Raw genomic sequence first — 13,077 nt, forward strand, 5'->3', positions numbered from 1 at the left:
GTTACTATAGTACCAAATAAATTGAGTTTTGCACTCTTTAACCACACAGTCTTAATCAACATTTGTTGAATGAGTAAGCACCATGTTATCAGCAGGGTTAACTAACAACTCAAGCTATGCGCACCACATATTCAATGTTTCTAGCTTTTCAGGTAGGTATTGGCTGCGATTATATATTGCCATCGCACCACCGAATGAATGACCCACTAGTTACTCAACCATCTAACCATTTTTTAAATTGTGCTGTGCGAGTTTTGCTGGTGATAAGTGGCTCTTTTAATATTGTCGTTGTTACCGCGACGGTATCTTTGCCGTAATTCTCGAATGCTTGAATATAATTCAAATTAATTAAATCGCTGCGGTTGAGCCTGAAAAACTGCTTAGGGTCGAGTTGTTGTTCAAGTTCAGTAATCGAGTTGCCTGTTAGCATATGATGCTGGCCGAGTTTATCGTAAGCAGAAATAACCCCTGCCGCTGCGCGCAAACACACTATGTCATCGGTTTTAAGTATTTCGACCACTTGTGATTTACGCAATAAAAAGCGGCTTTTATAGATTGGCTGTTCAACACTGGGCTGACCTATCTGAACCTGAGTTAAGTTATGCTTTAATTGTTCATAGCTCAACATAGCCGCAGAGAAACGCTTATATGAAAAAGGTTTGAGCAGATATTCAATCCCCTGATTTTGAAAAGCATCACCCCAATGTTGATCATAAGATGTGGTGTATATAACAGGGCAAGGTAAATCAAGGGCATTAAGAGCGTTAAAGACCTGGCCATCTAACAATTCAATGTCAGAGAAAATAAGGTCTAACAGTGTATCATTGTCAAAGAATGTAATGACATCGGCTACTTTATCAATTTGTGCAACAATTTCAGCCTCGGGATAGTAACGATGAATAAAACCAATCAGTTTTTGGGCAGCCAACGGCTCATCTTCAATCACTAACACTCTCATGCAAACTCCTTGTGAGCAGATAAAGGTAAAGTGAGCCTGAAATAATGTTCAGTATGCTCAACTTCTAAAGGCTGATTACAAATAGCCACACAACGTGTACGCAAGTTTTGCAGACCTAATTGAGTAGACTCCGGTTTAAAGTTTTTTTGATGAATCTGATTACCAATACTGACTTTATCAGCATCAATCGTTATTTCAATCTTGGTAGGGGCAAGTTTATTGCCTTGATTATGCTTAATCACATTTTCAATAGCGAGTTGCAAAGCACAGGGTAAAATATGACTGCGTAAATTATCCCCAGGCTTTTGAATAATCTCAAGCACATAAGCCCCTTCAAACCGTGTCGATATTAGTGACATGTAATTTTTTGCAAAAATCAGTTCATGTTCAAGTGGGACTAAAGAGTGATCTTTATGCTGTAAAATATAACGGTAAATATCGCTAAAAGTATTAAGGTATTCATCCGCTTCATCAGGGTCTTGTTGTATCAATGCCGACAACACATTGAGGTTATTGAATAAAAAATGTGGGTCAATATGCTGCTGTAATGTTTTCACCTGGCTTTGCAGTAACGCTTTTTCGCTTTTTTCTAGCGCGCTATGTTGTTGCTTTATATCTTCAAACACGTGAAATGCTAAGGTAAAACCACCTACTATGGTATGCAAAATAAACTGCATACTCAAAAGCGATATGATATGAGCCACATTAATTGTTTGAATACCTATCGCAAACTCAAGCGCGACAATTAACCCTGTAACGGCAAAGGTAAAACTGACATTACTGAGTAAAAACACTCGTATATAGCATTGTGTATTGCTGAGTATGTGTTTGCTGTTTTGATAGAAGCGAAACCAACGTAAAGTGAGCCACTGCGCAATAAAACATTGAATAGCCATCCACACTGGGGCATCAAAATGCCATTGAATTGCCTCACCAGGTTTGGCCTGTAAAAGTGCAGAGTACAACACCATAAATATCGAAAAAAGGCTGATAATAATAATATTAATAAGTTTATTCATGATGTTGACTCTATTTAAATTCACTGGAGTTTAGCTATTTTCTGGCAAGCGCATAATCACTTGACCTTTTTCGTCTAGAAATTCTAGTTTTGCTTCACCCGATTCTGTTACTACCAGTTGAATTCGCTTATTACCCTGTGCATCATTTAAGCGTAATTGCGAGCTGCCATTTAAAGTACCGTAAAAAGCTCGACGAACTGCGCCTTTATTGTCTTCCATATACTGTTGCTCGAGAATGGCTAACTTATCAGCATCCCCTTCTGACTGCGCCTTAATGAATGCGTTAGTCAGCTCAAAGTCCATATCAGTATCAGGTCTATCCATAACAGTTAAACCGGTGATCATAAAGTCTTTTTGCTCAATATGCTGCATCATCATCGTTTGGTCTTGGTTATAGCGATCAAAAGACATGTGTAAGCCATGATTAACCTCACCATTTTCTTTTTTACCACGGAAAATGAAACCGCCATTTTCTGTGCCCTCATCATTATAAAAAATCATACCCGGTCTCGGCTCATTAGAACGGAATACTTCCTTACCGAACTTATCAACCCCAGGCGCTTTATCAGCGTTTGAGAGTACCATTCGGTTTAAGCCATTTTTCTCGATAATATTAATACGTTCAACAGAAATCTCTTCAAACGTCATCTTGTTAGGGCTGCTATCTAATTTATCTAAAAAAACATAACTTCCTAATGATAAGAGACTAATGCCTAAGATGTAGTTAATGAATTTTTGAGTTTTAAATTGTTGTACTAAAGCAACGTGTTGATGAGTAGTCATAGTGCGCCCTCTTTAAGCTATTGATTATTTTTTACAACGGCAGGAACCGCTGGCTGTGTGATTAAAGTAGCGCGCTGACAATTAAGACAAAATACATAATCTATAAGCAGGGGGAAAATCTTATTAAAGGGCTGAAAATGACGATTACACCAAATGATTAATCTACTGGTTTAGGTTTGCTATAGGGGAATTAGCTAAAAATGACTGGTAGGCGCTATTACGTTATCAAGGTACTAGCGCATTGGATTGGAATAAATTGAAGCAAAGTGAAGTGAAGTGAAGTGAGCTTGCCTAGCGGATAATCAGTAATATGCTATTTTGTTTCTACATCGACAAAATATTGTTGTTCAAGCTGCTTATACTCACCACTGGCTCGAATTGTTTTTAAACCACGATTAAAGCTATTTTTTAATGCCTCATCATGGAAGCTTATATAATAATCTGGACCTGAAAATATCATGTGATAATGCAAGCTTGCTGTTACATCGATGTTTTTGGCTATCATACGGTTTAAATCTTGGAACACGTACCGGTCGGCTATCACGATATCAATACGTTCTTTATAAAGCATTTTATTTTGTTTTTCTTGTGGTGACACTTCCAAATAGGAGGGATTATTTTGGGTCATTTTGTTAAAAGTGTTGCCCATAACGTGTTGAGCATTCAAAAAGGCCACCACGCTGTAATGTTTTAAATCATCAATGCTAGTAATACGTAAGTCATTTTTGGCTAAACTAATCGCTACATTGTGGTATGAAATATAATTATCTGAAGCGAACCCTTCAACACCTGTATGCTGATTTACCGTCATAATGGCATCCGCTTTTTTCTGTTGAAAATGCAATAATTGGCGATTACGGGAAGAAAACTGAAACTCGACTTTTAAGCCTTCACTGGCAAATGCTAGACGAATGATATCCAGTTCAATACCCGACTGTTCATCTTGTAATATATAAGGCGGGCGAGCTGTAGGGGACGCGATAATGATTTTTTTATCTACCCTCAACTCTGTAGCAGACAATGGTTGTGATACGACTAGTTGAAGCATAGATGCTAGACACGTCAGTAATACGCTAGAGGTCAAAGCGAGTGAGAAATAATGCCTTTGAGAACCTAGCATAGGGTAAGGGTTACCTTTTATTATTTTTTGTGCCAGTTATAGTGCAAGCATAGCGTGAATAATGAATGTCGATCAAGCTCAACCATTCAACAAATATAGCCCATAAATATAAACGTGAAATAAATAATGTCGCCATAAAAAAACAGGCACCAATAGGCACCTGTGTTTATCCGCATCACCAATTAATTCATCACATCTTCTAATGCTTTAAGGCATAGGGCCACATTTTCAGCCCTAGCACCAAAACCCATCAAACCGATACGCCAGGCTTTTCCTGCTAATGCGCCTAATCCTGCGCCAATTTCTAGGTTATATTGCTCTAGCAGTTGTTTGCGCACCGCGCCATCATCAATACCTTCAGGAATATAAACGGTATTAAGCTGAGGTAATCGATATGCCTCATCAACAACAAACTTAAGCCCTAGCTTAGTCAGTCCGTCGCGTAAAATCACATGCATATTGTGGTGACGCGCCCAGGCATTTTCTAGCCCTTCGTTTGCTAATACACGTAATGACTCATGTAAGGCATATAATGCATTAACGGGGGCGGTGTGATGATAACTGCGTTTGCCACCATTGCCATTACCCCAATACCCCATGACTAATGTTTGGTCTAAAAACCAACTTTGTACTAATGTTTTACGATTTTTAAGCTTTTCAACGGCTTTGTCTGAAAACGATACCGGCGATAAGCCCGGCACGCATGATAGACACTTTTGGCTACCCGAATAAATGGCATCAATACCCCACTCGTCCACACGTAGCTCAACACCCCCTAATGATGTCACCGCATCCACTATGGTTAAACAGCCATGGAGCTGCGCTAACGTACATAAGGTTTGTGCATCAGATAACGCACCAGTCGATGTTTCTGCATGTACAAAGGCTAAAAATTTTGCGTCTGGGTTAGCCACTAATGCCTGTTCAACCGCTTCTGGACAAACAGGTTCTCCCCAAGCATTATCAACTACCACGGCGACACCGCCGACACGTTCAACGTTTTGGCGCATACGTTCGCCAAACACCCCATTACGGCACACAATGACCTTTTCACCTGGCTCAACTAAGTTGACAAAACAGGTTTCCATGCCGGCACTGCCTGGTGCAGATACCGCTAGGGTCATTTCATTCTTAGTTTGAAAGGCATACTGGATCAGTTGTTTTAGCTCATCCATCATATTAACGAACAGCGGATCAAGATGACCAATCGTCGGCTTGGCTTGTGCAGCCAATACTTCAGGATAAACGTCGGACGGCCCTGGGCCCATCAAAATACGACGTGGAGGGTTAAAAGCAGCAATTTGCGGTACGGGCAACATCAATGTCTCCTTAACTAGGTCTAGCTATTTTATTAAATAGCAGTAGTTGAAAAAATTTACCCTACATAGAAAAATAGTACTCAGCCAACGAGTATGTTCTCGTTTTAGCCATTAACGTAAACTTATCACATTGGCTTGCAAAAGAAGCCAATGCTAAAAGATTATTTACTGGAATTTAAAAATAACTTATATGCGGGGCTGTGTGTTTCTTCTTGATAAACAAAGCCAAGCTCGGTCAAAAAGTGGCCAAAGGCAACATCATCTTTTGCTGGTACTTCAAAACCCGCTAACACTCGACCAAAGGCTGCGCCGTGGTTACGATAGTGAAATAAACTGATATTCCACTTACTTTGTAATGTGGTTAAAAACTTCAACAATGCGCCAGGATGCTCAGGGAACTCAAAACTGAATAACCGCTCTTCTAATGGCTCTAACGGGTGACCACCAACCATATAGCGCACATGCAGTTTTGCGGTTTCGTCTTGAGATAAGTCTTGAACTTCAAAGCCTTCTAACTCTAGCTTGGCAATAATGCCTTTTAGTTCAGTTTGACCGCCACTTAGGCGAATACCGGCAAAGACTACCGCCATATCTCGGCTGCTAAAACGATAGTTAAACTCGGTCATGACCCGTTTTTCAAGTAACTCACAAAAGCGTAAAAAGCTGCCAGGTTGTTCAGGCACTTTTACCGCTAAAACCGCTTCTTTTTGCTCGCCTAACTCACAACGTTCAGACACATAACGCAGGCTATGAAAATTAACATTAGCGCCACTTAAAATAGCCGCCACTTTTAATGGTTTATCCGTGTCACTTTGATACGCAAGCATATACTTTTTCAAACCGGCAATGGATAAGGCACCAGCGGGCTCTGCTATCGCACGGGTGTCTTCAAAAATATCTTTTACTGCAGCGCAAATTTCATCCGAGGTGACTGTAATCACATGATCAACATATTCTCGAGCAACCCGAAAAGGCTCATCACCAATGCGCTTAACGGCTACGCCATCGGCAAATAAACCCACTTGGCTCAACGTGACTGGTTCACCGGCTTCTAATGCCGCTTTTAAGCACGCGGCATCCTCCGGCTCAACACCTATAATTTTTACATGTGGCATTACTGCTTTGTAATACGCCGCAATACCTGCGATTAAGCCACCACCGCCAACAGGTACAAACACCACATCAAGCCCGCGGTGTTGTTGCACCATTTCTTGGGCAATTGTGCCCTGACCAGCGATGACGGCTTCATCATCAAATGGGGCAATGTACACCCGACCTTCAGATTCTGACAGCGCTTTAGCATATTCATTAGCTTGGTCAAATGCTTGCCCGTGTAATACGACTGTGCCGCCCAAACGCTTTACCGCATCGATTTTAATGTCTGGCGTGGTGTTTGGCATGACGATAACAGCATTAATGCCGCGACTTGCGGCCGACATAGCCACACCTTGGGCATGATTACCGGCTGATGCACACACGACCCCACAAGCGCATTGCTCGGAGGTTAACTGCGCAATGCGGTTATAAGCACCACGCAATTTAAACGAGTGCACAGGCTGCATGTCTTCACGCTTTAGAAATACATCGCAACCTAAGCGGGCTGACAATTTTTTCATCGCAGATAATGGTGTCACCTCGGCAATATCATAAACGGATGACAGCAAAATCTTTTGCAAATACTGCTGAGCTAAGGGCATGGGCGCTAGTTCCAATTGAGTTGATGATGCCAAGGGCTGCATAATCTATCCCTCTAACTTACTGCGATCGCGCACAGCACCTTGATCGGCACTGGTCGCCAATAGCGCGTATGCTTTCAGCGCCAATGACACGTAACGTTCACGGCCAATGGGTTTCCAGCCTAATACACCTTTAGCGTCCATTGCTTGGCGACGCGCGGCTAAAGCTTGGTCACTGACATTCAGTTTGATACTACGATTAGGGATATCAATGGCAATTTGATCGCCATTTTCAATTAAAGCAATGGTGCCACCTGAAGCCGCTTCTGGTGATATATGGCCAATCGATAAACCTGAAGTGCCGCCAGAGAAACGTCCATCGGTAATTAACGCACACTTGGTCCCTAACCCACGAGACTTAAGGTAGGTAGTTGGGTACAGCATTTCCTGCATACCTGGGCCACCTTTAGGGCCTTCATAGCGAATAACCACCACATCACCGGCAACCACTTCGCCACCTAAAATACCGGCGACGGCATCATCTTGGCTTTCATAAATACGGGCGCTGCCCACAAAGGTTAAATTAGAATCATCAACCCCTGCGGTTTTCACAATACAGCCTTTTTCAGCGATATTACCCGACAATACCGCTAAGCCGCCTTCTTGGCTGAAAGCGAATTCACGCGTACGGATACAGCCGTTTTCACGGTCATCATCAACAGTGTCCCAGCGACAATCTTGGCTAAAGGCCTTTTGGGTTGGAATACCAGCAGGTCCTGCACTGAAGAAGCGTATAACGGCAGGGTCATTGGTTTGTTTAATATCGTATTTGGCTAACACTGACTTTAAGTCACCGCCATTATCCGCAGCCACATGTGGTACGTCATTATGTAATAGGCCTGCTCTGTCTAACTCACCTAAAATACCCATGACGCCACCCGCACGGTGAACGTCTTCCATATGATATTTAGGGGTAGATGGCGCCACTTTACAAAGGTGTGGCACTAAACGTGAAATACGGTCGATATCGGCCATGGTGAAATCAACTTCCGCTTCATGCGCAGCGGCCAATAAATGCAATACCGTGTTAGATGAACCGCCCATGGCGATATCTAAAGTTGTCGCGTTTTCAAACGCTTTAAATGAGGCGATATTACGTGGTAAAGCAGTTTCATCGTCATGCTTGTAATAACGCTCGGCGAGCTTCATGACTCGGCGACCCGCTTCTAAAAACAGTTCACGGCGATCCGCATGGGTAGCCAACATTGAGCCATTACCCGGTAACGATAACCCTAGCGCTTCAGTTAGGCAGTTCATTGAGTTTGCGGTAAACATACCCGAACACGAGCCACAAGTAGGACAGGCACTGCGCTCAATTTGTTTGCTGTCTTCATCGCTAACATTGGTGTCAGCGCCAGCAACCATGGCATCGACTAAGTCAAGCTTAATGATTCTGTCTGATAACTTAGTTTTGCCGGCTTCCATTGGGCCACCAGAGACAAAAACCACTGGGATATTTAATCTTAGTGCAGCCATCAACATGCCTGGGGTGATTTTGTCGCAGTTTGAAATACACACTAACGCATCGGCACAATGGGCATTGACCATATATTCAACGCTGTCGGCAATTAACTCACGTGATGGCAAGCTATAGAGCATGCCGCCATGGCCCATAGCGATACCATCATCTACTGCGATGGTATTAAATTCTTTGGCGATACCGCCTGCTTCTTCAATAGCGCTAGCTACAAGCGAGCCCATATCTTTTAAATGTACATGACCCGGCACAAATTGGGTAAACGAGTTAGAGATGGCAATAATTGGCTTACCAAAATCCGTTTCTTTCACGCCTGTTGCGCGCCAAAGTGCGCGAGCTCCAGCCATGTTACGACCTTCGGTACTGGTTGCTGAACGTAGTTTTGGCATTGCTTTATTCCTTGTTTAATTCTTTACTGCATAAAATCGATTAATCTTTGCTGGTGAAAGCTAAAAATATTAAGCGTTTACTGTTTTATCTAATTGGGCGGCAACCGGCAACACTTTACACTGTGTCACATCAATCAGCTTGTCTAATTGGTTGCTTAATAATTCAATTGCACGCTCGGCTTCAACCCATAAATTAATCGCTAGGTTGCTATCATCCTTAGTGTGCATTTTCATTTCAGTCACTTTGAAGCCACGGTGACGTGTAACACGCAGAACACGCTCTAGTACTTCAGGACATTGTTTTACGGTTATCTCTAGATTATGTAGCATCATGTTTGCTTCTCCATTTGATCCATCATTTCACTGTTACTGGCCCCTGGAGGCACTAATGGCCAAACGTTGAAAGCGTCATCAATCGACACATGCAACATAAATGGACCTGGGGTATTAATCATTTCATCTAGGGCTTCTTCGACCTGATCTGCGCGGGTAATGGTACGCCCTGGGATATCAAATGCCGATGCCATTAACACAAAGTTAGGGTTGTCTGATAAATCTGTTTCGCTGTAGCGTTCTTCAAAAAATAGCTGCTGCCATTGCTTCACCATGCCTAATTTTTGGTTATCAACCAGTAAAATTTTAACCGGTAACTTACGGCGCTTGATGGTGGTTAACTCTTGCACATTCATCATGAACGAGCCATCACCCGACACTGTGACCACAGTTGCATTAGGTCTGGCTACTTGTGCGCCAATGGCTGCTGGCAATCCAAATCCCATAGTGCCAAGGCCTGCGCTAGACAAGTGGTCTTCTGGGCGTCTAAACCACATATGTTGAGCCACCCACATTTGGTGCTGACCCACATCACAACTGACTACGCTATCTTCAGGCAACTTATTGGCCAAACGACGTAGCATAGAAGGCGCAAAAATCAGTTCACCTGGGTGGTTATAATCCCATTTATATTGACGTGACATGTCGGCAATATCTTCTAACCACGGCTGAATATGCACCGCATCAACGACTGCTTCTGCTAAGGCTGGCAATACCACTCTAAGCTCAGCTGCGATAGCCACATCTGCTTGACGTAGTTTACCCAGTTCGGCGGCATCGATATCTAAATGAAGCACTTTGGCATTACTGGCAAAACTGGCCAAACGGCCGGTTACACGATCATCAAAGCGTGCCCCTACTACGATTAATAAATCACATTCTTGTACCGCTAAATTAGCCGCTTTGCCGCCGTGCATCCCTAACATACCAAGATAACCCGGTGCATCATGGGCAATACTGCCAAGCCCCTTTAACGTGGCTACAGACGGTATTTTTGTTTGAGTAATAAACTGACGTAAGTGCCCAACAGCACCAGCCATACCCACACCACCACCGACGTATAACATGGGTTTTTTGGCGGCTTTGATTAATTCAGCTGCGGCGTCCAAATCAGCCTGTTCGGCTTGCAATTCAACTTCCACCGTTTGCAGTGGTGTTTTGTATTCAAGTTCGGCTATTTGAATGTCTTTAGGGATATCGACCAACACAGGTCCAGGTCTTCCAGAGGCGGCAATTTCAAAGGCGCGATATAAAGTAGGAATGAGTTCATTGATGTCTGTCACCATAAAACTGTGCTTGGTACAAGACAGTGACATACCCAGCACATCAATTTCTTGAAAGGCGTCAGTACCAATCACGCTGGTTGACACCTGGCCAGTAATGGCAACTAACGGCACGGAATCAAGTAATGCATCAGCCAGTGAGGTGATTAAATTTGTCGCTCCCGGTCCTGATGTTGCAAAGCATACACCGGTTTTGCCACTGGCTCTGGCGTACCCGACTGCGGCAAAAGCAGCACCTTGTTCATGGCGACTTAATAGATGCTCAACAGGGCTACCATAAAGGGCATCATAAATCGGCATAATAGCCCCACCTGGGTAACCAAACACTGTGGTTACACCATGTGCGGCTAGTACTTTGATTACGGCGTCTGCGCCTCTCATTTTTTGCCCTACTTCCATAATGTGCTCTCTACTTATTAACGCTACTTGATGACAATGTGTATGTTCAGTGAATGTTCAAACGCCTTAAAACAAAAAACCCCCGGTCCTTTCGGAGCGGGGGTTTTTGGAATTTTGTGACCTTTAGGTCAGTCTTTTTGCCAAATGCAGCCCCCGCTGTGATTTAATAATCACTACGGTAATAATCGAAATAATGAGTAGGGCTACTTGGTTAAACATATAAAGACTGAATTCCTAATTTGGGTGTTGGATATCAACTGTGTGATAAGTGATACCATACAAACTTCGTCCAACACAAGTAAAAATCGACTTTGTAAAAAAAATTCAGCTTCCCTGCCGAGACAATGCAAACAACAAACTAAAAATTTGCTAGTAACCTAATTTAAATTACTCAAATAAAAATTTGCTAGAGTGATAACCTAGGTTACTCACCCTAATGATGCCTGTCCGACAACTTATGATTAATTAAATAATCTAAACTGAACAGGTACTTCATCAGTACTTTTTTACAAACCTAAATCTATACAACCAACCCATAAACCTAACCAATGAGCGACTTAGTTATCAAGCCGCGATATAATTAGCTGGCTTCGACAATACTCTTCATATCAGTCATATAGCCGCGAAGCTCTGCACCTACAAACTCAACGTCGGTATTGCGAATGGCTTCATTGACTTCAATTAAACGAAGGTTATCTACACCTGTAGCGGTTGATTTTAAACCACTACCTAAAAACTCTGGTGACATGGCATTAACGTAATCACGTAATAACGGCACTGCAGCATGGTTAAATAAGTAACAGCCATATTCAGCGGTATCTGAAATCACAACGTTCATTTCATACAAGCGCTTACGTGCAATAGTGTTAGCAATTAACGGCGTTTCATGTAGCGACTCATAATAAGCTGACTCTTCGACAATACCTGATGCAACCATAGTATCGAATGCTAACTCAACACCAGCTTTGATCATGGCAACTAAAAAGATGCCCTTATCAAAGTACGTTTGCTCGTCGATGTGCTCACTTGAAACCGGTGAGTTTTCAAAGGCGGTTTCGTTCGTTTCTGCACGCCACTTAAGCAAGTTGGCATCATCATTAGCCCAGTCAGCCATCATGGTGCGAGAAAATTCACCACTAATAATATCGTCCATATGCTTAGCAAATAATGGCGCAAGAATTTCTTTTAATTCTTCTGCCATATCAAAGGCTTTAATTTTAGCTGGGTTGGATAAACGATCCATCATGTTAGTGATGCCGCCGTGCTTAAGCGCTTCGGTAACGGTTTCCCAACCTTGCTGGATAAGTTTACTGGCATAACCTGGCTCAACACCGTCGGCAACCATTTTCTCGTAACCTAAAATGGCACCGGTTTGTAACATGCCACATAAAATCGTTTGCTCACCCATTAAATCTGACTTAACTTCGGCAATAAACGATGACAGTAGTACACCGGCACGATCGCCACCTGTAGCACTTGCATAGGCTTTAGCAATGTCTAAGCCATCACCATTAGGATCGTTTTCAGGGTGAACCGCAATCAATGTTGGTACACCAAAGCCGCGCTTATATTCTTCACGCACTTCAGTACCTGGACATTTAGGTGCAACCATGACAACAGTGATGTCTGACCGCACTTGCATGCCTTCTTCAACGATATTAAAACCGTGAGAATAAGATAATGTTGCTCCTTGCTTCATTAATGGCATAACCGCATTAACAACATCAGTGTGCTGTTTGTCAGGTGTCAGGTTTAATACTAAATCTGCAGCTGGAATAAGCTCTTCAAAGGTACCAACGGTAAAACCGTTGTCGGTAGCTTTTTTCCAAGAGGCACGCTTTTCAGCAATGGCTTGAGGACGCAAGGCAAATGAAATATTCAAGCCAGAGTCACGCATGTTTAAGCCCTGGTTAAGCCCCTGAGCACCACAACCTAAAATAACAATGTTCCAATCTTTAATATAATTGCAGCCGTCTAAGAATTCGCTGCGGTCCATAAAACGACATTGTGCTAATTGAGATAATTGTTGACGTAAATTCAGAGAGTTAAAATAGTTAGCCATCTGATACCACCTATAAAATTCAGAAATTTGAGACGCAACATTCAGATAATTTACATCATCGGAAGTTGTGATTAAGCTCACTATAGCGCAAGCATGTTATTGCTTAAAATGATATATTTGGCATTTGTAATTGCATTTAATGAAATGATATAGTTTGCTATATCAAACAGCGCACACTTAACCTAATATCTGGGGTGTT

Annotated in this window: 10 protein-coding genes; all 10 read right to left on the reverse strand. The window is 42.6% G+C overall.

Going from position 1 to position 13,077, the window contains the following annotated elements:
• Window positions 1-214 precede the first annotated feature (214 nt).
• Window positions 215-958: a LytR/AlgR family response regulator transcription factor gene (locus ACRWQL_RS08390; RefSeq protein ID WP_434953077.1), complete on the reverse strand. Its 744-nt coding sequence runs from the start codon at window positions 956-958 to the stop codon at window positions 215-217.
• Complete coding sequence (locus ACRWQL_RS08395) at window positions 955-1,977, reverse strand: sensor histidine kinase (RefSeq protein WP_434953078.1); 1,023 nt, start codon at window positions 1,975-1,977, stop codon at window positions 955-957. Before ACRWQL_RS08395 ends, ACRWQL_RS08390 begins: the two co-directional genes overlap by 4 nt.
• Window positions 1,978-2,007: 30 nt before the next feature.
• Window positions 2,008-2,760, reverse strand: a complete 753-nt coding sequence (locus tag ACRWQL_RS08400) for a hypothetical protein (protein ID WP_434953079.1) — start codon at window positions 2,758-2,760, stop codon at window positions 2,008-2,010.
• Window positions 2,761-3,073: 313 nt separating this feature from the next.
• Window positions 3,074-3,880, reverse strand: a complete 807-nt coding sequence (locus tag ACRWQL_RS08405; RefSeq protein WP_434953080.1) for a substrate-binding periplasmic protein — start codon at window positions 3,878-3,880, stop codon at window positions 3,074-3,076.
• A 182-nt stretch (window positions 3,881-4,062) separates the two neighbouring features.
• Window positions 4,063-5,199, reverse strand: a complete 1,137-nt coding sequence (locus tag ACRWQL_RS08410; protein WP_434953081.1) for a pyridoxal-phosphate-dependent aminotransferase family protein — start codon at window positions 5,197-5,199, stop codon at window positions 4,063-4,065.
• A gap of 161 nt (window positions 5,200-5,360) precedes the next feature.
• Window positions 5,361-6,938: a threonine ammonia-lyase, biosynthetic gene (gene ilvA / locus ACRWQL_RS08415; protein WP_434953082.1), complete on the reverse strand. Its 1,578-nt coding sequence runs from the start codon at window positions 6,936-6,938 to the stop codon at window positions 5,361-5,363.
• Window positions 6,939-6,941: 3 nt separating this feature from the next.
• A complete protein-coding gene (gene ilvD, locus ACRWQL_RS08420) occupies window positions 6,942-8,801 on the reverse strand; it encodes a dihydroxy-acid dehydratase (RefSeq protein ID WP_434930631.1) in 1,860 nt (619 codons plus the stop codon).
• Window positions 8,802-8,870: 69 nt separating this feature from the next.
• On the reverse strand, window positions 8,871-9,131 hold the full coding sequence (ilvM, locus tag ACRWQL_RS08425) for an acetolactate synthase 2 small subunit (protein WP_434928924.1): 261 nt from the start codon (window positions 9,129-9,131) through the stop codon (window positions 8,871-8,873).
• The gene (gene ilvG, locus ACRWQL_RS08430) at window positions 9,131-10,816 is read right to left on the reverse strand and encodes an acetolactate synthase 2 catalytic subunit (protein WP_434953083.1); all 1,686 of its coding nucleotides are present in this window, start codon (window positions 10,814-10,816) and stop codon (window positions 9,131-9,133) included. The genes ilvM and ilvG overlap by 1 nt, the downstream gene beginning before the upstream one ends.
• A 580-nt stretch (window positions 10,817-11,396) precedes the next feature.
• Window positions 11,397-12,878, reverse strand: coding sequence for a ketol-acid reductoisomerase (gene ilvC, locus ACRWQL_RS08435; RefSeq protein WP_434953084.1), 1,482 nt, complete (start codon window positions 12,876-12,878; stop codon window positions 11,397-11,399).
• Between the last annotated feature and the right edge of the window lie 199 nt (window positions 12,879-13,077).

Origin of the sequence: Shewanella sp. HL-SH4 (assembly GCF_051164845.1) — a bacterium.
Taxonomy (GTDB): domain Bacteria; phylum Pseudomonadota; class Gammaproteobacteria; order Enterobacterales; family Shewanellaceae; genus Shewanella; species Shewanella glacialimarina.

Coding starts and splice junctions, on each gene's coding strand:
- ACRWQL_RS08410 (WP_434953081.1), bottom strand. CDS start 5,199: ATGTTGCCCGTACCGCAAATTGCTGCTTTTAACCCTCCACGTCGTATT.
- ACRWQL_RS08390 (WP_434953077.1), bottom strand. CDS start 958: ATGAGAGTGTTAGTGATTGAAGATGAGCCGTTGGCTGCCCAAAAACTG.
- ACRWQL_RS08395 (WP_434953078.1), bottom strand. CDS start 1,977: ATGAATAAACTTATTAATATTATTATTATCAGCCTTTTTTCGATATTT.
- ACRWQL_RS08400 (WP_434953079.1), bottom strand. CDS start 2,760: ATGACTACTCATCAACACGTTGCTTTAGTACAACAATTTAAAACTCAA.
- ilvG (WP_434953083.1), bottom strand. CDS start 10,816: ATGGAAGTAGGGCAAAAAATGAGAGGCGCAGACGCCGTAATCAAAGTA.
- ilvC (WP_434953084.1), bottom strand. CDS start 12,878: ATGGCTAACTATTTTAACTCTCTGAATTTACGTCAACAATTATCTCAA.
- ilvD (WP_434930631.1), bottom strand. CDS start 8,801: ATGCCAAAACTACGTTCAGCAACCAGTACCGAAGGTCGTAACATGGCT.
- ACRWQL_RS08405 (WP_434953080.1), bottom strand. CDS start 3,880: ATGCTAGGTTCTCAAAGGCATTATTTCTCACTCGCTTTGACCTCTAGC.
- ilvA (WP_434953082.1), bottom strand. CDS start 6,938: ATGCAGCCCTTGGCATCATCAACTCAATTGGAACTAGCGCCCATGCCC.
- ilvM (WP_434928924.1), bottom strand. CDS start 9,131: ATGCTACATAATCTAGAGATAACCGTAAAACAATGTCCTGAAGTACTA.